Origin of the sequence: Ruminiclostridium papyrosolvens C7 (genome assembly GCF_000421965.1) — a bacterium.
Lineage (GTDB): Bacteria > Bacillota > Clostridia > Acetivibrionales > DSM-1351 > Ruminiclostridium > Ruminiclostridium papyrosolvens_A.
In genome coordinates this window covers 151951-172442 of record NZ_ATAY01000085.1, presented here as the reverse complement: position 1 = coordinate 172442, position 20492 = coordinate 151951, and the positions used below count along the sequence as shown (strand labels likewise).

Below are 20492 nucleotides of genomic sequence, written 5' to 3'. Positions count from 1 at the left end.
TGTATGACTCCTTTCATTAATTAAAAAATATATCTATTCGTCTATTTCTGCGATTTTTTCTTCAGATGGTACGTATTCAAGGATATCACCGGGCTGACAGTTTAAGGCCCTACATATCTCCTCAAGAGTTGAAAATCTGATGGCTTTAGCCTTGTTGGTCTTTAATATTGATAGGTTGGCAGTAGTTATACCTATTTTTTCAGCTAGTTCTGTTGAACTCATTTTTCTCTTTGCAAGCATTACATCAACATTTACTATAATCGGCATAGTGGTTCTCCTTATCTATATTGTCAAGTCGTTTTCTTGCTTATATTTAACTGCCTGATAGAACAACTCTGCAATAATAAATATGCAGGCAGCTAAAAATAAAAAGGTCAGTCCTACTAGAATAACGAATACCGACGGGATAAAGAATATGCCTATAATATACGCAAGTGCTACAGGCAAACACAGGTAGGATATATATTTTATTCGATTGGCCGTATCAAATGTAAAGGGGCTTTTTGAATTAATATTATGCAAAACCTTCTTCGCTTGAATTAATATTGTAAAAGCACATATACCAGATATTACTAAAAGTACTATCATGGAATAATATATTCTAGGTTCTACAGTTGTATTTTTTAGCAGAAGGTAATAGTTTAGAGTCCATGGCAAGCTGGCAATCAATATAACACCCAAAACCTGAAACACTGTGCAGAGTACTTCCATAAGCTGACTTAAACCTTTTTTTCCAAGTATCTGATAACCCATAAATAATTCACACCTTTTTTAATTTATTATATTTATTTTACTGCTATCCAAATGTAATATACATCTATTATTATTGTTTGTCAATAAAAAAAGTATTAAATAATGATAAATACTTTTCGATATTCAGTATATTCAGCAAACAAAAAACACCCGGAAAATAATATGTTATTTTCTCGGGTTGTTTTTTGTATTTTTATATAAGAATTATTTATTTAGCCAAAACAGCCTTTGCCTTTGCAACAACATTTTCAGTTGTGAAGCCAAAGTGCTTAAATAGCTGGTCTGCAGGGCCGGAAGCACCAAAGGTATCTATGGAAATTACTTCGCCCTTTAATCCAACGTACTTATGCCATCCGAATGAAGAAGCTGCTTCAACAGCCACTCTGTTAGCAACAGATGATGGAAGTACGCTTTCCTTGTATTCAGATGACTGTCTATCAAAGAGTTCCATTGATGGCATACTTACAACTCTTGCATCAATGCCTTCTGCTTGCAGTTGTTTGCCGGCTTCAAGAGTAATGTGAACTTCTGAGCCACAAGATATCAAAATGATTTCAGGAGTTGCATTCTTTGAATCCAACAAAGTATAAGCACCCTTTAATGCTACCTTTCCGTCGATATCAAGGACAGGAAGGTTCTGTCTTGTTAATACCAGGCAAGTAGGTGATGAAGGGTTGGTAATTGCTGTAAACCAACCTGCAGCTGTTTCATTTGCATCAGCGGGTCTGAAATCAATAAAGTTTGGTATACTTCTTACAGATGCCAATTGTTCAATTGGTTGGTGAGTAGGTCCGTCTTCACCTACACCAATGCTGTCATGAGTCATTACATAAGTAACAGGTAATTTCATTAGAGCGGAAAGTCTCATAGCACCCTTCAAATAGTCAGTGAACACAAAGAAGGTTGCACAGTACAGTTTTAATCCGCCGTATACAGCCATTGCGTTTGCTATAGCTGCCATTCCGTGTTCTCTTACGCCGAAGTGAAGGTTTCTGCCGCTGTAATCTTCAGCTGAGAAATCTCCAACACCTTTCATAGCAGTCTTGTTTGAAGGTGCAAGGTCAGCAGAACCTCCAACAAGGTTTGGTATTCTTTGTGCCAGATAATTTATAAGGTTTCCTGAAATAGCTCTTGTCGCATTTGGTTTTGAATCAGCTTTCCAGAAGTTTTCATCATTTAGCAGCATTTCTTCGTAGCTGTCATTATGCCACATTTCCCATTCCTTTGCGAGACCGGGGTATTCTGCAGCATATTTCTTAAACATTTCATTCCATTCGTTTTCAGCTTTTATACCCGAATCAACGAGTTCCTTCATGTAAGCTGCAACTTCTTCATTTACGTTGAAGCAGTCATCCTTGCACATTCCCAAGAATTCCTTAGTCTTTGCAAGACCTTCATCTCCAAGGGGTTCACCATGAACAGAAGAGCTTCCTGCTTTTGGTGAGCCATAGCCTATTTGAGTATTTATGATAATAATTGAAGGTGCACTTGTGTCAGCTTTTGCCTTGGCAACTGCTGCACTGATGTCCTCAACACTGTTTCCGTCTTCAACTTTAAGTACCTGCCAACCGTATGCGTCAAAACGTTTTGCAACATCTTCAGTGAAAGCTATGTCTGTACTTCCTTCTATAGTAATTTTGTTGCTGTCATAAAGTAATATAAGCTTGCCCAGTTTTAAGGTACCTGCAAGTGAAGCTGCTTCGCTTGCAACACCTTCCATGAGACAGCCATCTCCTGATAGTGCAAAAGTATAGTTATCAACTATTTTGTAGCCGTCCTTGTTGAATTTGGCAGCAATAAATTCTTCAGCCATTGCCATACCAACCGCATTGGCAATACCCTGACCAAGTGGTCCTGTTGTAATTTCAACACCCGGTGTATGTCCGTATTCAGGATGTCCCGGCGTTTTACTGTTAAATTGTCTGAAGTTCTTCAAATCTTCCATTGAAACATCATAACCGAACACATGCAGCATTGAATAAAGCATTGCTGATCCATGACCGGCTGAGAGTACGAATCTGTCTCTATTCGGCCATTGTGGGTTTTTGGGATTATGTTTCATATGTTTTGCCCAAACAGTATAGGCTATAGGTGCTGCACCCAGTGGCAAACCCGGATGTCCTGACGATGCTTTTTGAACTGCTTCTGCAGCCAACACCCTTATAGTGTTAATAGAAGCTGTGTCTATCTTGCTCATTATTAGTCCTCCCCAATATAATTATTACATTAAACATATTAACACAAAAATATATAAAAATAAGTATATATTACAAAAATTATAACTATATAATAAAAAAATTAATACTAAAATTTCTCAACACATATAACTAAGTGTTTGCATATAGGCAGATATTAATACCATATAATTTTAAAAATATTATCTTTTCAAAGGGAAAGGTGTATAATAGTTAATACTAAAATTAACTGCAATATTATTGGAATATGAGGAAATATAATGGAAGAGTTTATTGGAAAGCACAGGGGAAATTGTGAGAATAGCTTGGGCTGTTGCGGATACTGCTGTACTAAGATAGAGAATTTTTCAGTAACGATAGGCAGAACGCAAATATTACAGGATGTAAATCTTCACCTGCACTGTGGGGAGCTGACTGCGATTATAGGCCCTAATGGGGCAGGAAAGAGTACTTTGCTTAAATCTATACTCGGAGAAATTAAGCATGAGGGTAATATTGTGTTTGCAGGAGCCAGTGGGGAGGCTGCCGGGAGGCCTGTTGTCGGGTATGTACCTCAGCAACTGGAATTTGATACTTCCGCACCTCTTAGCGTAAGAAACCTGTTTGCATCATGTATGAGTAGAAAACCTGCATGGCAGGGTGTTTCAAAAAAAGTGGACAAAAGAATTATAGATTGTCTGGACAGAGTTCAGGCGGATAAACTTATAGACAAACGATTGGGAGCTTTGTCCGGTGGAGAGTTGCAAAGAGTGTTACTGGCGCTGGCACTTGAGCCAATGCCACAGCTTTTACTTCTGGACGAGCCGGTGTCAGGAGTTGACAGGAAGGGTCTTGAAGTTTTCTATGAGATTGTATCTAAGATAAGAAAAGAGTATGATCTGACTATAATACTTGTATCCCATGACCTTGATTTGGTAAGGAAACATGCAGACAGGGTGGTTTTGTTAAACAGGACTGTAATACTTAACGGAACTCCGGAAGAAGTTTATACTGATGAACGTATGCATGAAACCTTTGGTCTGACCGGTATTTTGGGAAATGAAACCGACGAGAACGGAGGCGGGAAATAATGGAGCAGATATATAAAATACTTGATATTATTCTCCCGTTCAGTTGGCTTAGCTATGAATTTATGAAAAATGCCTTTCTGGCTATTTTGCTGATTGCTCCGGTATTTGGTATTCTGGGAACAATCATTGTAAACAACCGTATGGCATTTTTCTCTGATGCCTTGGGGCATGGTGCGTTTACCGGGATTGCAATAGGCACTGCAATAGGTATTTTTCAGCCTATGTGGTCTGCGATAGTGTTTTCTATTGCTTTTTCCGTACTGATTACAATTGTGAAGAATAAAACAAAGACATCCACGGATACGGTTATAGGTGTATTTTCTTCTGCTGCAATAGCCTTGGGTGTTGTCCTAATATATTCGAAAGGCAGCGGTAAATACTCTTCTGTACTGGTGGGGGATCTTTTAAGTATAAGTGCCGGAGAGGTAGGGCTATTACTCATTATAGCCATTGTAATAATCGTACTTTGGTTAATGTTTTACAATAAAATACTTTTGGTAAGCTTGAATCAATCACTGGCAAAAAGCCGCGGAATAAATACTATAGCGGTTGAACTGGCTTTCACATCTGCTATTGCAGTGGTGGTAACAGTCAGCATACAGTGGATCGGACTTTTGATAATTAATTCACTCCTGGTTCTTCCCGCCGCAGCTGCAAGAAATGTATCAACAAACGCCCGGCAGTACAATATCATTGCGTTACTGATTTCTTTTGTTTCAGGTATTGGTGGACTTATCATGTCATACTATCTGGATACTGCAACGGGGGCAACAATAGTTATTATTGCTGCGGTTATTTACTTTATAACGCTTGGATTAAGGAAAAGGTTTATATAACAAGAAGCAGGGTATGTGATAATATATCATACCCTGCTTTCTCTTTTATTTTCCCATTACTACTACTATTTCATTAGTATCCTTAAGTTCATTTATGCTGATATAACAGCCATCAATGTGTTTCCCGTTAACGGTAACGTATTGTACTCCTTTTTCCACTCCCTGACTGTTGTCGACAGTTATATTGAGAACATTATTTCTAAACACCTTTGTCATTTTAAAGTTCTTCCAGATTGAAGGGATGCATGGATTGATTTTTATACCATCGTACTCAGGTTGTAATCCCAGAATTCCGTACACCATTGAAACCATGACGGTTGAAGCTGTACCTGTCAGCCAGTGAACATGTGAACGTCCGTGATTTTGGGTATCAATTCCTTCTGTGGCCTGACCGTGGATATATGGCTCCAGTTTTCTCTTTTCGGCATTGTCATTCATGGCAGCCGGATTTATTTCGGTAAAATATTCATAGGCCCTGTTGCCATTTCCTATTATTGTTTCAGCTAATATCAACCAGCCTTGGGGCTGTGAGAATATTCCAGCATTTTCCTTGGTTCCAGCATTAAAAAGTGACATTCTTGCCACAGGAAGACCATATTCCCTGAAAGCCGGGTAAAATAACATTGCACCATATTTAGTATTCAGATTGGCATATACCTTATCAAGAACGGTACTGGCCTTTTCACCTTCAGCAGCACCGCTTATAACGGACCAGACCTGAGGATTAAGCCACAGGCTTGCTTCGGAATTGTTCTTTGATCCGATAATATATCCGTCATCAGTGAATCCACGGACATATTGATCCCCTTCCCATGCGGATTTTTGGAGATTTCCGCTTAATTCTTCAAGACGGTCTTTTGCCCATACCATATCAGCTGAAGCACCCTTTTTAACTGCAAATTCTTCAAAAATTTTAAGGGCATGGTACAGCTGGAATGCCACGAAAAGAGATTCTCCCTTTGAGCCAAGTCTAAGGCAATCGTTCCAGTCAGCAAACAAACCGGCAGGCAGACCATGGCTACCTTGTCTGTCCAAGTTAAACTGTATCGCTTGTTTCAGGTGAGTGTAAACAGTTGCTTCACCCTTGTCTGCATAAGGGATTTTTTCATCTATAAAGTTCCAATCGCCGCTTTCTTTAATATATGTAATAACAGTTGGGAAGAGCCAAAGTGCATCATCTGCCCGGTAGAAGGATTGTCCCGTCTCTTTTGCATATTGTGATTCATCAGGAGTAGCTTCCTTTCCGGGCATATGATCGAACTTCACAAGAGGCAGACCGCCGCCGTTGGAAACTTGTCCCGAAAGCATAAGCCAAAGTCTTTCTCGTGCAGCATTAGGGTCTAAGTGGATTATACCCTGTATATCCTGTACCGTGTCACGGTATCCTAAACCGTTTCTCAGACCGCAGTATTGGAAGGAGGCTGCTCTGGACCAGAAAAATGTTATAAAGCACTGGTATGCATTCCAGACGTTTGCCATATTATTAAAATTATCATCCGGGGTTTCCACCTGAAGGTTGCCCAGCCTTGAATGCCAGAAGGTTTTAAGTTGTGTAAGCTCATGTGATACAACTTCGCTGAAGTCAAAAGCATCTTCACAAGAGCACTTATTCGTCTTTCCAACGGTATCATATTTTGAAATTAAATTTCTTGCAAACTCGTCATTTCCTGCTCCAAGGAGGAAAGTCATTTCAGCTTCCTCACCGGGATTTAATTCTATATCTGTCTGGAGAGCCCCAAAGGAATTTCCGTTATAGGCAACGGTATTTGAACACCTTCCCGATTCTACGGCAACAGGATTGCCATAATTTCTGTAGTTACCTATAAACACATCTCTTTCGCCGTCAAAAGCAGAAACTGACTGTCCTGCCAGACCGAAGAACCTGTATATGGGGTCGCCCTTTTTATTGGAAGTTCCTTCAACATCTGCTGATGCCTCACTTCCATTTTCGTTAATTACCTGGAGTATGTGATTATCTTTAAAATATGTTTTACTTATAAATTGCGAATATTGAAGATTTACAGTGTCATTTTCATAGTGATCATGGTTTGTAAATTCCGCCATGCCATATATAGATAAGCTCCGTTTGTTTATGCCAGTATTCTTTATTCTCAAATTCCATACTTCATAGTTTTTATCAAGAGGAACATAGTAAAGGGTACGGCTTTCTATATCCTTGTAGGAGGAAGAAATAATAGTGTAGGCAGTTCCATGTCTGCACTCACTCTTATAGCTGTCAATTGATTTACAAACCGGCTGCCACGAGCCTGACCAGTAATCCCCGTCTGCATTGTCCCGTATATAAATAAATCTTCCGGGTTGATCGTTGGACATTGAATTTAATCTGAAACGAATTATTCTCCCGGCTGCACCGGATTTTACAAAACTATAGCCCGTTGCATTGTTGGATATAATTGCACCGTAGTCTACAGACCCAAGATAATTACACCAGGGGGCAGGAGTATCCGGGCGGGTAATAACATACTCCTTGTTAACTGGATTAAAATGACCAAAATTCATTAAAGCACCTCCGAAAACCAAATTCAGAGATAATAATATCATAAATCTTAAAATAAATGTCAACAATTCAAAACATTAGAAAAATAATTATTAATGAAAAAAGGCAGGTGTTTTAAATAAATATAGTTGTAGGGATTACCGGGGCTTCAGGAGCCATTTATGGAATCAGACTCCTTGAGGTACTTAAGATTGTACCCCAAGTAACAACTCATCTTGTAATGAGCAAATATGCCGTTAAGAATATAGGACTCGAAACGGACTACAGTATTGAGCAAGTGTTGGGGCTTGCAAATTACACATATGATAATGATGGCTTGGCTGCGAGGATATCCAGCGGCTCATATATAACTGACGCAACAGTAATTGTTCCGTGTAGTATGAAGACACTGGCTTGCATTTCAAACGGTATCTGCGACACTCTTGTATCAAGAGCTGCAGATGTTGCTCTTAAAGAATCACGAAAGCTCATCATTTGTCCCAGAGAAACTCCGCTTAATTCCATACACCTTGAAAATATGCTTAAGCTCTCACGACTTGGAGTGAAAATAATACCGCCAATGCCGGCTTTTTATAATAAGCCGAAAACACTGGATGATGTACTGAATCATCAGGTTATGAAAATATGTGATTGCTTAGGCATTGCCAATGAAATAGGACGCAGATGGGAGTAATTTACCTGCAAGCCCCTTTTAAGTACTACAGCTGTTCTACTTTATAGCCTTTTTCCCTGAGCATATTAATAATACCGCTCTTTCCAGTCAATCTTGAAATATCTGCTATGGCAAAATATTTACCTCCGGATTTTAAATATTTTGTAATGCATTCATAGGTTTTTTGGGTTACCGTTGTTTGAGTGGCCTTGTCAAATGAATATAGCTCGCTAAGGCCCTCGATGTCACCGTCTTTCCATAATGCCGTTGCATTTTTTACAGCTTCAGATTCCTTTTCTATAACTTTAATGGTATTTTCAAGTAGTGAACCTTGAAGAGAATATGACATTGAGCTGAGCCTGCTTAGCTGTGAATCGGGAGATTCAATTTCAAGTATTGACTTTCCGTCCTTCTTTGCCTTTGTTATAAAATATGAAGGAACAGGGTCTTGTAAAAAATTTGGTGAGTTGCTAATTGAAAGACTAGAAATCAGGTTTTCTATTACCCAGGGCATAAAAGTCTTATAGGCAGAAAGTGATTTCTTATTCTGAGTATACTTTTTTATAAGGTTGTCTGCTTTTGTATACTGTTCCTTTGTTAACACCTTATCTATGGTTGTTTTTGATAGCAGTCCATATTTTAGCAGGGCTGTTACGGTTTGATCCTGTGTAGTTTTTGTCATGTCTGTTTCTACAATGATTTTTGAACATTCATTGTATACCTTTTCAAGTTGTGAATTTAAAGGGAATATGCTTTTGTCTGTAATTGATAATGATCCCAGAAGGTATGTAATATTTCTTTCCGAGGCATCATTTTGATTTGTAACTTTCCACATGCTTATATGGTTATTCTCGGCAGGAAGGGCTTCAGTAGAAGCTGAAGATGCCAAAGTAAGGCATATAATAAGTATTAAGGTAATAAAGGGTAGTAATCTTCTCATTGAAAACCTCCGGATTATATTAATTTATTAAATACTACTAACTATATTAAGATATAAGTAGATTACTGTTGATATATTACAATAATTTTAATATTATAGTAATATATACCAAACACTGGGGTGATTAATTGAACTTTAAAAGACTGGAAAGATTACTTCTGACCTCTTTATTAATAATATCACTATGCTGCTGCAGTAATACTACACCAAATACACATAAGGCTCCAAACAACACTCATATTTCCACAGACAGCGGAAATAATTCAGGAGTAAAGGCAATATACGACAAAGAAAAATCAATCAAAGAAAATATAACTGCATACATAAAAAATATGACGCTGGAGGAAAAAGTAGGTCAGATGATTATGGCGGAAAAGGACTATATTACCGTGCAGGATGTTAAAACCTACTCAATAGGGTCTGTTTTTGCCCAAGGGGGCTCAGCTCCGGAAGAAAATAACCCGGATGGTTGGAGAAAAATGATACGTACATATAAAAATGCGGCTAAAGAGTCAAGGCTGTCGATACCTCTCTTATTTGCCGTAGATGCAGTTCATGGCAACAACAACATGAAGGATACCGTTATATATCCTCACAATATCGCCTTGGGGGCTACCCGTAACGGAAAACTTGCAAGGGAAATCGGAGCAGCCGTGGCAGATGAATTAAATTCAATAGGCGTTGATTGGACATTTTCCCCGTGTGTTGCAGTAAGCAACGATATAAGATGGGGGAGGGATTATGAGTGTTTCAGTGAGACCTCGGATCTTGTGACCATGATGGCAACCCCTTTTATAACATCTCTTCAGGAAAAGGGGATAATTGCATGTGCAAAGCATTACGTGGCAGACGGAGCAGTTGAGTTTGGCTCAGGCACGAATGGACTGCTTGATCGTGGAAATACCAATATCAGCACAGAGGAACTTAAAGATAAATATATATCTGTATACAAGGATGCAGTTAAAGCCGGAGTTAAAACAATTATGGTCTCATACAGCAGTGTAAAGGGCAGAAAAAACCACTCCGAAAGAGATCTAATAGAATACAAACTTAAGCAGGATATTGGCTTTCAGGGAGTAGTAATCAGTGACTATGAGGGTGTTGAATATCTGGATGGCAACAGCCTTTATATAAAGGTAGTAAATGCAGTGAATGCAGGAATAGATGTATTAATGGAAGGGAAACGGTGGAAGGAGTCCTATAAATGTTTACTGGAGGCAGCAAGTGAGAAGCGTCAGGATATAAATATGGATAGATGAAGCAGTTTTCAGAATACTAAGAGTAAAAATGGAGACAAACAAATTTGCCGATAAAGGTGATAGGACAAATAAGGATTATGATATCAGGCAGAATTCCAATATTAAAATTGCAGAACAGGCTGTGAAGGAATCCTTGGTTCTTCTGAAAAATAAAAAGAACATACTTCCACTCAAAAAATCAGCAAAAGTTGCAGTTATTGGACCAGCCTCTGATAATATAGGTGTACAATGCGGGGGGTGGACAAAGACATGGCAAGGTGGATTGGATGTCGGAGATAAGAGGTGGATGAGTGGTACAACTATTCTGGATGGATTTAAGGAAATGGCAGATGAGGGAAGAGGTATTATAATCACCGATCCTGCAAAAATAAAAGACGCAGATGTTGTTGTTGCAGTTTTAGGAGAACATCCTTATGCTGAGGGAAAAGGCGATGAAAAGACTCTGGGATTAAGCGAGGGGCTGGCCTTTAGTGATAATGCCCATACACTGAAAATTGCATATGAATCAAAAAAACCCATCGTTGTCATTATTGTATCTGGGAGACCAAGGATAATTACAAGTGAGATTAATAAATGGGATGCCTTGGTTGAGGCATGGTTACCAGGCACGGAAGGAAGGGCAGTTGCATCGGTCATTTACGGAGATAACTGCAATTTCAAAGGACGATTACCTGTGAGCTGGCCTAAATCAGCTGAACAACTTCCCATTACAATTGAAAAATTGGATAACAATGAAGAATATGATGCTCTTTTTCAGTACGGATTTAATTTGAAATATTCAAATTAACTCACTTTTCCACACTTATGTGAACTATCAAATTTGAATTATGCACAGATTTATACACATTATCCACATATATAACGCAATATTAAAAAGTATGTAGAAAACGCGGGGAATCCTTAATCCCCATGAGGTTTTATAGTTATTCACAGTTTTTTGTAAACAGTATCACATATCCACATGTTATAATTAACAAGTAATTCAGAAGTTATCAACAGCTTTTAGGACATTTTGTTGAAAAAATAAAAAGCGAGGAATTTTCCCTCGCTTTTTAAAATATAATATAACTTTATAATTCTTCTTCGTCAGTTTCTTCATCATCAAGAATATCATCTTCAGCTATAAATTTCTTGTCAGTGTCATCCAACCGTTCCAGATAGTCATCAATAAGATATGAAGCGTCATTTTTTGTCATGGTTTCGAAGTTCATTTCACTGACATCTTCATTTAACTGCTCTGCCAACTCTTTGATGTACTCAATTTGCTGAGTGGTAGCCAATTCTACCATAGATTTAACATGTTGATCACATTTTTTGTTTGTGCAATTCCCGCTAATCTTCAAAGAGCCGCATTTATTACAAAATTCCATACCAATATCACCCCGCAATTGTTGCATTAGCAAAATTAAAATTAATTGGCATATGATGCCCATGTGACACTGTCACAATATGATGTTAATATTATAATACGTGCTAATTATTTTAATGTAAATATGTAATTCCTAATATTTTATATTTTTGATAACATATATCATAATAGCTATAACAAATAATTGCAATCATTTCCTGATTTTTGGGGTGATAGTCCCCGAATAGCCTTATTTAAGGGCTATCTGGGATAGTAGTCTGCCGGCAGATTTGTACAGTAATAAGGCGATTGCTGAGTTAAGACCTGCCTTCATTAGATTAAAAGGAAGCAAAGCCGGAACAATCATTTTAATTACAGCATCAACCGGGGTTCCCGCAAACAAAGGATAAAATATCATGTTCATGGGTATCATTAGTGCAGTCATTGCAAGACTTCCCAGAATTAAACCTATAACAGCACTTTTAAGAGTTTTTTTCTTTAAATAAACTATAGAAGCGGTACTTACCAGAGCTGACGTAGCAACAATATGCATAACGCAACCTATCCATCCCCCTCCGGTACTAACTGCCAGAGTTTGAACAAGAGCCGTTACAATGGTAAGTATAATGCCTTCAACAGGCCCAAAGATAAATCCTCCTATAATAATGGAAACGTCTGCAGCATCATATACAAGGAACGGTGCAGCGGGAAAGGGAAATTTTAGTGGAGATATTATGAGTATTACTGAAATTGCTACCAATACACCCATTGTTGTCATTTTTCTGATTCTACTGCTATTCATTGAGATTTGCCCCCTTATGGTAATGTAAATAATAAAAGTAAATTAAAAAGCCCTGGGAATAATAATCCACAGAGCTTAACCAAATAACAAATTAATGTTGTTTATTGTTCTTCTTTCATCCAGACTGTACTGTCGGCCATGGAATCACACCATGTCTGCAAAACGCTCGCGGGCTAATACTAATTAGTACATTACCGCCGGTAGGGAATTACACCCTGCCCTGAAGATATTATGAAGTTTTTAATTATAGCTATGTTAAAACTATAACATAAAATAAAACGATAATCAATGCATTGGATTAAAAGGGTATAAATGGAAACATTTGTTGCGATAAAATTAAAATATGTGGTAAAATATATTTGAATAAAGTACATATGGAGGAAATCTATGAAAGTACGAAAAGCGATAATACCTGCTGCCGGTCTTGGAACTAGATTTTTACCTGCAACCAAGGCACAACCTAAGGAAATGATACCTATAGTCGATAAACCTACTATACAATACATTGTTGAAGAAGCAGTTGCTGCGGGGATAGAGGATATACTTATTATCTCCGGAAGAAATAAAAGAGCAATTGAAGACCATTTTGATAAATCTTACGAACTGGAAGAGGAGCTCCATAGAAAAGGTAAACAGGAGCTGTTGAGTGTTGTACAGGAGATTTCAAATATTGCAAATATACACTACATAAGACAGAAGGAAGCAAAAGGCCTCGGACATGCTATTTATTGTGCTAAATCGTTTATCGGCAATGAGCCCTTTGCTGTCATGTTGGGTGACGATATAGTGGATTCTCCGGTACCGTGTATCAAGCAGTTGATGGATGTATATAACGAATACCAGACTACTATTCTGGGAGTTCAAAAAGTACCCCTTCAGGATGTAACAAAATACGGTGTTATAGGTGGAACACAGATAGATGAAAGAGTATATAAGGTAAAAGGATTGGTTGAGAAACCGGAGGTTGAGCAGGCACCATCAAATATAGCTATACTGGGTAGGTATATTATTTCTCCCAGAATTTTTGAATTCCTGCAAACTGCTACGCCGGGTAAGAATGGTGAAATTTGGCTAACAGACGCATTGCAGAAGCTTATGGAGCAGGAAGCAATGTATGCCTTTGATTTTGAAGGCGACAGGTATGATGTTGGAGATAGAATTGGATTTTTAAAGGCTACGGTAGAATTTGCTCTAAAAAGAGAAGAATTAAAGGATGATTTTACAGCTTTTCTGAAGCATAAAATGGAACAGCTTCCTGAATAAGCAATGTACTATCACAAAAAGAGAAAATAAAAAAACCGGAAACATTTAAGCACTTAGCTTATTGCTTCCGGTTTTATTTTTATGGCTTAATTGAATGATTTGAACTGATATGTTATGGAGTTTCCCTTAACATTTACAACGGCATACTTTGCAGCACCCTTGTTGCTATCACTGAAACCATAAGAATCAAAGCCTGCGGTGACTACATATTTAACGCCCTTGTCCATATAGCTTGAATTGGAATTTCCTTTATAGAATACCCATATGTTCTTTCCGGTTTTCTTTTTAAAATCTGTAAGTGTATCTTTTAGAAGCTGTCCTTCTTTAGTATCATTGAATTTCAAAGGGTCTTCCTTTAGAAATACAAATACGTTTTTGCCGTTAAAGGAATTAAGTTGATTAATAAACCATAACCACTCATTGGCGTTTGTTACACGTAAGCCGCCTTTGGAGGTATTCAGCTGAATAAGTCTGCTGCCGTTAATATCCAAAGACTTGTAGCTTGCTGTGGTACTCAACTGAGGAACCTTTATACTGCTTCTTGTAAGACCGTCATTTGAGCCAACCAGAACAGAGACATCAACAGAACTGCCTACACGGCCTGCTAGTGTGTTAAGCATGTTAATCTGTGTCTTGTTGGATGAAGTATATGCTGTTGACTGGCCAAATACTGAAAAGGTCATTGAATCGGCGCCTGATACAGTACTATCCTTATAATTATCATCTTTTGGTACAGTTGTTTTTGGAACCTTTGACATATCAACATCAGGATAGCCTGTGTAAACCATTGTCAAGTTGTCAAAATAAACTGTCCCTGAAGACTTTCCGTTTTTAGGCTGGACAGCAAATACGTTTGTTACTTTTTTAGGTGTATTCAAATCATCTAAAGATACTTCAAGGTACTTCCACCCTGTCCAAGTGATACCTTTTGCAAAATATTCACTACTGTAGTTTCCTTTAGAATCATGAACAGTAGCTCCTATCCAAATTGGTCTTTTGGCTGAACTGTAAACCCACATACCAAGTTTTGAGGTGGTGGATTCCAATGTATAGCCTCCATTTGGCAAGTTCAAATATGCTGTTTTGTTTACACTTAAGTCAGTGGAAAAATCATATGTGATTTTCCCGGAGTATTTTGCTGACTTATATACGTTGGAGGCCAGATTAAAAGATGCTTTGGCCGATTTTGGCGAGGTTGTCAGTTTTATTCCTGTTGAATTAAAGTCTTGAATAATTTTGGTTATACCGGACATACGAATAGACACAGGACATGAAACAATTGCTGAGCCTACTGTGGCGGTTATATAACCTGTTCCTCCGTTTTTATTTGCAGTAAATACATTTGATGAGGATATATTTCCTACATTCCCGCCTGTACTCCACTTGATGTTTGCAGGGGGAATACTTGATGTATAACCGTTTTTATCCCAACCTTTAACTGATAATGTAACGGAACTTCCGGGGTTAATATTAAGAATGTCATGATTCAGTTCAAGTCTGGCAGGGGACTCCAGTACAGTAATAGGACATGTTCCAACTACATGGTCACCTATTTTTGCCGTAACTATAGCTTCTCCCGCTGTGGTAGGATATAGTACATTTCCTTTGAAAGTACCCTTGACACCGGAGACAGACCATTTTATATCATCTGTATTAATATTAACCGGATTCATATATTTGTCCAAACCCCTTGCTGTAAAAGCTCTGGAGGTGTTAACAAATACTTGCTCCTCATATGAAGTTACGTAAAGAGAATCTACAGGCCCTTGAGGTGCTACTGAGAAAATTCCCAGAGATGCGCCTACTCCTCTTTGTGAACCGTCTGAAGGCCTGTTCTGGACGCTTAAACCTGTTGTGCCCTGTTCTCTGGATACCAGTGTAGTCGAGCCGCCTCCGTCAAGATTCAGTGCATTTGCACAGCCAAGTTCATGCATATACGATGCAAGCTCTGCTTGTGTCATACCTATACTTGCACTGGATTTTCCGTCAACAGCAGCAATAATCAGGGTTTTTCCATCTTTTGATGTTCCTATTGCAGTTCTTGGTGCTCTTGTACTGGGTGACACGGGGTTGTGAGAGAAAGAGGTTAAAACTTTATCATCCTTTACAAGCATTGCACCGCCTGTAAGAGCCATGGTCATTTTACTCGTATCAACGTTCATGGTGATACTGTATTCAACCGGATCACCAACCTTGAAGTTATCCTTTAAATATTGAATATGACTTCCCGCACCTAACACAACAAAACCATTTTTAGGCATATCAATACCGGGTTTGTTTTCATTAAACTCTTTTACTATACCGTCTTCAACTACCATTTCAATCCATTCAGGATATTTAGTTGTGGCACCGGGAGTTTTAGCACCCCATTTTGCATCTATTATAGACATTCCGTTAAAATTACCGTTGTACCGGTTATATGATGCGGCAACTTTTTTTTCACCTTTTGGAGTGATAAGTTCAACCTTGGTATTCCAGTATGTAAATAGTGCTTCGTTGACATCATTAAGGGAAAAGGTCCCGGTATCCTTACTGTCTCTGGTAGCTGCCAGATCAACTTCACCTGAAGAAACAACAGGGCCGTAAGTATAACTGTTTCCGCTTCCCTTGGCTCCGAAATCAAAAAAGCTGCCGTTTACTGCAGCAATTGCTCCGCTGTTTTTTGCCAGATTCAAAACAGTTGAAGAACCAACCACTGATTTTTTATTTACCAGCGTGTCTACCTTTACGTTTTTATCAGACAAATCTACTCTGAGAACATAGGATTTAATCCACCCGCTTGTAGTAAAGCGGTCATAGCTTTCCAAAGTCACACCCGAAGTAACTGTCTGCTTTTCAACAGTTTGACTTATAAGCTGTTGTGCTCCGAATACATTGCTGAAAGATGTCAGCAATAAAGTTAAGATAACTAAAAGTGCAAGACTTCTACGTATGTATTTATTCATTTTTCTGTTATGTACCCCCAATATTATGTTGATTTACCCCGCTGTGAAATTAAGTGGCTTTACCCAGGTTCCATTGCAACAACTTACGGGGTATGGTGTTATTCGTGCCATCCGTCGATTTCCGCACGTTTTATTGCTCCAAAAAGGTTACTTTTAATTTCTCTGTTATCCTTTTGGAGTTCAAGAATCAAATCCTTGATATACTGACGTTTCGTTTTACCATCTACATGACATGGACTTTTAACAATTGGAAGACTCTCTGACTTTACAACTGATTTTATTTGCTTTTCTTCAGTATAAATAAGAGGACGAATAAGGTATAAATCCTTCCTGTCAAGATAAGTCACAGGAGAAAAAGTATGTATTCTTCCTTCATAGAAGGTACTGAGCAACAGGGTTTCAACAGCATCGTCCCTATGATGGCCCAGAGCGACCTTATTGCAGCCAAGCATTTTTGCTTTATTATGGAGAGCTCCTCTTCTAAGATTTGCACACATAGAACAAGGATTCTTTTCGTTTCTTACTTCAAAAATTATCTTGCCAATCAGCGTTTCTTCAATAGTATAATTAACTCCTATTTGTTTGCAATATTCGACAATCGGAGTGAAATCGGAATTTCCTATACCCATTGTAAGACTGATTGCCTCGAGTTCAAACTTTTTTGGATAAAAATTCTGAAGCTGTCTTAGTGCAGTAAGAAGGGTCATGCTATCTTTTCCGCCACTTACGCCAACTGCAATCCTGTCCCCATCTTCAATCATGTTATAGTCCTGAACCGCCCGTCTGACTTGCCCTAAAATACGCTGTATAGACACCACATCCTTTTTCCTTAGTTTTACTACATTATAAAAAAACTACCATGACGTATCAAGAGATATTACATTTCAATTATGTTACATATTGGATATATTGTTCTTGTGAACAGTGGAAGACGCTGAAATCACTCATGTGCATCGAAAAGTAAAATTTGTTGACAAAACAGGTAATAAAATGGTGTAAAAGTGAGCATGATAAAGAAACAGAAGGGTAAATGCTGAAATATGCTCAATGGACGAATTGATTATATTTTGGGGCTATAGTAAAATACTTTTGCACTCGAGAAAACAACGAGTGTGTAAATAACGGGGTGTAGCGCAATTGGCAGCGCGCTTGGTTTGGGACCAAGATGCTGGAGGTTCAAGTCCTCTCACTCCGACCAACTAAATCCTCGACAGATTTCTGTCGAGGATTTTTTGCGTTAAAAGGTAGGACTTGAACCTGGGAAGGCACGAAGCGAACGACAGGCACGAAAAAACCCTCGACGGTATTTCTGTCGAGGATTTTCTATATTTAGCTGGAGAGAGTTTATAAGTGTTCTTTTAGCCTTGACCTTGGAAAATAGCACTTATAGCTGTGCTGGCACCGGTACTGGTGGACTTGTAGCCTAAACGTATATATCTTAAAAATTTACTTGAAGTTATAATAGTTGCGGCACCGGGATTAACCTGACGTTCGTCACTGTCCACTACCCAATCGGTACCATTCGGACTCAATTCGACCACAACTGTAACATTGTTTGTGTCTCCTGTATTTTTTACAAAGAATTGATAAGTGTTAAGTTTAGCAATTTCTTGCTGGGTTGTATACTGATAGCTGTCTGTTGTGGCTGAGGTTGTAAGTGTAGCATTTGTAAAGGTTAGGGCAGAATTGACTTGCAGAATTCCGGCTGAATCGGTTAATAAAACACGATTGTCGGTGCCGTCGCTACCATAGACAGTAATACTGTCGGTGACTTGCGAAATATCAACATTAACAGTGTCGGAGGAGGTCAAAGGCCTGATATCCAGTTGGCCTGTAGCATTTGTTCTGATAATGTGGTTTGTGGTACCATCATTACCATAGACGGTAATACTGTCATCGGCCTCAGAGATATTAACACTAACGGTATCAGAAACTGTTAACGGTCTTATATCCATCTGACCTGAGGAGTTAGTTTTTATTATTTGATTGTCGGTGCCGTCATTACCATAGATAGCAACACTGTCAGTGGCTTGCGAAATATCAACATTAACGGTATCGGAAGAAGTAAGAGGTCTGATATCCAGTTGGCCTGTAGCGTTTGTTCTGATAATGTGGTTTGTGGTACCATCATTACCATATACGGTAATACTGTCATCAGCCTCAGTGATATTAACATTAACTGTATCAGAGACTGTTAAAGGTCTAATATCCAACTGACCTGAGGCATTTGTTTTTATAATCTGGTTTGCAGTACCGTCATTACCATATACAGCGATACTATTTACAGTCTCGTCTACATCAACAGCAAGGGGAGACGAACTGTCTGTTGCTACCTTTAATCTACCTGTACTGTCAGCCTGAACATTAATTACAGCTGATCCGTTTGTTGCAAAAATCTGATTTTTTAGATTCGCCGGAGAATCTTGATAAATTGGCATTCCGGGCATAATGCTCACTCCTTTTTATTTGCTTTTACTACATTATATTCAATAATATGTCAAATGGTTAACATAATATATTAGATTGTCAACATTTATCCCAACTGTATATTAATAAAATTTGATAACCGGAAACATGATATTATATAATAATAAATAAGTTTGAATATATGATTTTATTTGTAGATGAGGTAAATATGAGAAGAGTTTTCAGGACATTGGGAATTAGTATCTTCAATACGATTATAATAGTAATAATGCTGATGATTATTGTGCAGCTGAATCTGCCAATGGCCGGGATTTATTCCGTTTTTGCAGCAACTTCGATTTTATACCCTGCTGCTATGCTACTTTTGTACAGAAGACTGTGGGAAGCTGAAACATTAGTTATTATACCTATCAGCCTAGTACTATCAGCACTGTATTCTTTAGGAATATCCATGTACAGCTATTATGGTACCGGTGATTTTTCTATAATGTTTAAGGATTTGATGTATTTTATATATTTTCTTCCTTCAATTATTTATTGCATTATAGGGTGGATTATATTTGGTGTTATGGCTAAAATGTCTAAAAACACTCGCAGAAGGGAATTTTAAAAGATACAAAGGGCAAAGGAGTAATTGGATTTAGATGAACACCGATAAAATAGGTTTTTTGGATTCCGGCTTTGGCGGGATAACAGTTTTAAGCGAGGCGCTAAGACAGCTTCCCCAAGAAAATTACATATATTATGCAGATATAGAACATGTACCTTATGGAACAAAGACAAAGGATGAAGTAAGGAAGTACGTTTTTCAAGCCGTAGAATTTCTGGTGAATCAAGGAATCAAAGCACTTGTTGTAGCATGCAATACAGCTACAAGCATTGCTGTAAGAGAACTCAGAGGCATGTATGATTTTCCGATATTAGGAATGGAGCCAGCGGTGAAGCCTGCTGTCCAGAATGGTAACGGAAAAAGGGTTCTTGTCCTTGCCACTGCCTTGACTCTTCGTGAGGAAAAATTTCACAATCTGGTTCAGAGAGTGGATCAGGAACATGTAGTAGATTATCTGCCTTTTCCTGAACTGGTTGAACTGGCCGAAAATATGATATTTGATTATGAAAGGGTAATACCTGTTATAAAAAACAAATTGGAAGGTTTTAATCTGGATAATTATAAAACTTTTGTTTTGGGTTGTACTCATTTTCCTATATACAGGGATGCTTTTAAACAAGCACTTCCTCCTTTTATTGATATAATAGACGGAAGCGAAGGAACAATCAGATATCTCAAGCGTCTGTTGGAGGAGAGGCAGCTTATTAGTACAAATGTTGATGGCGGAAATGTAGTTTTTTTTGATTCCGGCATTAATATACAGAATCAGGAAAGGCTGAAAACCTTTAAATGGCTTATTTCTCATTGTTAAAAACTATTTTGTTATAAAGGGATAATTTCCCTACTATATATAAAGGGAAATATAAATTAAATG

General features: G+C 38.2%; 18 protein-coding genes, 1 tRNA gene and 1 riboswitch. Of the genes, 9 read left to right on the top strand and 10 right to left on the bottom strand.

Translation table 11 applies throughout. The annotated features are described in order from the left end of the window. Positions 1-33: 33 nt before the first annotated feature. From L323_RS36710 to tkt, 3 genes are all read right to left on the bottom strand, one after another. Entirely contained in the window at positions 34-267 is a 234-nt protein-coding gene (locus L323_RS36710; RefSeq protein ID WP_020816673.1) for a helix-turn-helix domain-containing protein, read from the bottom strand. Positions 268-282: 15 nt separating this feature from the next. Then, positions 283-753 carry a DUF2975 domain-containing protein gene (locus L323_RS36705; protein WP_020816672.1) on the bottom strand — a complete coding sequence of 157 codons (471 nt, stop codon included), beginning with the start codon at positions 751-753 and terminating at the stop codon, positions 283-285. A 208-nt stretch (positions 754-961) separates the two neighbouring features. Continuing rightward, positions 962-2950, bottom strand: a complete 1989-nt coding sequence (tkt, locus tag L323_RS36700) for a transketolase (RefSeq protein WP_020816671.1) — start codon at positions 2948-2950, stop codon at positions 962-964. Positions 2951-3208: 258 nt separating this feature from the next. Between tkt and L323_RS36695 the strand changes: the two genes are divergently transcribed. Together L323_RS36695 and L323_RS36690 are read left to right on the top strand one after the other, a co-directional pair. After that, on the top strand, positions 3209-4018 hold the full coding sequence (locus L323_RS36695) for a metal ABC transporter ATP-binding protein (RefSeq protein ID WP_020816670.1): 810 nt from the start codon (positions 3209-3211) through the stop codon (positions 4016-4018). Beyond that, positions 4018-4854 (top strand): metal ABC transporter permease, encoded by an 837-nt coding sequence (locus L323_RS36690; RefSeq protein WP_020816669.1) that lies wholly within the window; start codon positions 4018-4020, stop codon positions 4852-4854. Before L323_RS36695 ends, L323_RS36690 begins: the two co-directional genes overlap by 1 nt. 45 nt (positions 4855-4899) lie before the next feature. On the opposite strand, the gene L323_RS36685 is transcribed toward L323_RS36690, so the two are convergent. Then, the gene (locus L323_RS36685; RefSeq protein ID WP_020816668.1) at positions 4900-7374 is read right to left on the bottom strand and encodes a GH36-type glycosyl hydrolase domain-containing protein; all 2475 of its coding nucleotides are present in this window, start codon (positions 7372-7374) and stop codon (positions 4900-4902) included. Positions 7375-7490: 116 nt separating this feature from the next. Between L323_RS36685 and L323_RS36680 the strand changes: the two genes are divergently transcribed. Continuing rightward, a complete protein-coding gene (locus tag L323_RS36680; RefSeq protein ID WP_031342390.1) occupies positions 7491-8045 on the top strand; it encodes a UbiX family flavin prenyltransferase in 555 nt (184 codons plus the stop codon). Between the two features lie 25 nt (positions 8046-8070). Here L323_RS36680 and L323_RS36675 read toward each other — a convergent pair whose 3' ends face one another. Beyond that, positions 8071-8964 (bottom strand): TraB/GumN family protein, encoded by an 894-nt coding sequence (locus tag L323_RS36675; protein WP_020816666.1) that lies wholly within the window; start codon positions 8962-8964, stop codon positions 8071-8073. Between the two features lie 128 nt (positions 8965-9092). Here L323_RS36675 and L323_RS41800 point away from each other — a divergent pair, with 128 nt between their 5' ends. Together L323_RS41800 and L323_RS41795 are read left to right on the top strand one after the other, a co-directional pair. Continuing rightward, on the top strand, positions 9093-10223 hold the full coding sequence (locus L323_RS41800; RefSeq protein ID WP_242835321.1) for a glycoside hydrolase family 3 protein: 1131 nt from the start codon (positions 9093-9095) through the stop codon (positions 10221-10223). A 28-nt stretch (positions 10224-10251) separates the two neighbouring features. Beyond that, on the top strand, positions 10252-11010 hold the full coding sequence (locus L323_RS41795) for a glycoside hydrolase family 3 protein (protein WP_242835320.1): 759 nt from the start codon (positions 10252-10254) through the stop codon (positions 11008-11010). 283 nt (positions 11011-11293) lie between these two features. On the opposite strand, the gene L323_RS36665 is transcribed toward L323_RS41795, so the two are convergent. Continuing rightward, on the bottom strand, positions 11294-11593 hold the full coding sequence (locus L323_RS36665) for a hypothetical protein (RefSeq protein WP_020816665.1): 300 nt from the start codon (positions 11591-11593) through the stop codon (positions 11294-11296). A gap of 228 nt (positions 11594-11821) precedes the next feature. Beyond that, a complete protein-coding gene (locus L323_RS36660; protein ID WP_020816664.1) occupies positions 11822-12373 on the bottom strand; it encodes an ECF transporter S component in 552 nt (183 codons plus the stop codon). A gap of 103 nt (positions 12374-12476) precedes the next feature. After that, positions 12477-12605: riboswitch (FMN riboswitch) on the bottom strand. A gap of 155 nt (positions 12606-12760) precedes the next feature. Between L323_RS36660 and galU the strand changes: the two genes are divergently transcribed. Beyond that, complete coding sequence (gene galU, locus L323_RS36655; RefSeq protein WP_020816663.1) at positions 12761-13636, top strand: UTP--glucose-1-phosphate uridylyltransferase GalU; 876 nt, start codon at positions 12761-12763, stop codon at positions 13634-13636. Positions 13637-13722: 86 nt separating this feature from the next. Here galU and L323_RS36650 read toward each other — a convergent pair whose 3' ends face one another. Both L323_RS36650 and L323_RS36645 read right to left on the bottom strand, forming a co-directional pair. After that, positions 13723-16581 carry a phosphodiester glycosidase family protein gene (locus L323_RS36650; protein ID WP_020816662.1) on the bottom strand — a complete coding sequence of 953 codons (2859 nt, stop codon included), beginning with the start codon at positions 16579-16581 and terminating at the stop codon, positions 13723-13725. Positions 16582-16679: 98 nt separating this feature from the next. Continuing rightward, a complete protein-coding gene (locus L323_RS36645) occupies positions 16680-17399 on the bottom strand; it encodes a tRNA 2-thiocytidine biosynthesis TtcA family protein (protein ID WP_020816661.1) in 720 nt (239 codons plus the stop codon). A gap of 304 nt (positions 17400-17703) precedes the next feature. Here L323_RS36645 and L323_RS36640 point away from each other — a divergent pair. Next, positions 17704-17779 (top strand) — tRNA-Pro (locus L323_RS36640). Between the two features lie 160 nt (positions 17780-17939). On the opposite strand, the gene L323_RS36635 is transcribed toward L323_RS36640, so the two are convergent. Further along, complete coding sequence (locus L323_RS36635; protein ID WP_020816660.1) at positions 17940-19028, bottom strand: DUF6385 domain-containing protein; 1089 nt, start codon at positions 19026-19028, stop codon at positions 17940-17942. Positions 19029-19216: 188 nt separating this feature from the next. Here L323_RS36635 and L323_RS36630 point away from each other — a divergent pair, with 188 nt between their 5' ends. Next, on the top strand, positions 19217-19618 hold the full coding sequence (locus tag L323_RS36630) for a hypothetical protein (protein ID WP_020816659.1): 402 nt from the start codon (positions 19217-19219) through the stop codon (positions 19616-19618). Positions 19619-19652: 34 nt separating this feature from the next. Continuing rightward, the gene (murI, locus tag L323_RS36625) at positions 19653-20429 is read left to right on the top strand and encodes a glutamate racemase (protein ID WP_020816658.1); all 777 of its coding nucleotides are present in this window, start codon (positions 19653-19655) and stop codon (positions 20427-20429) included. Positions 20430-20492 lie beyond the last annotated feature (63 nt).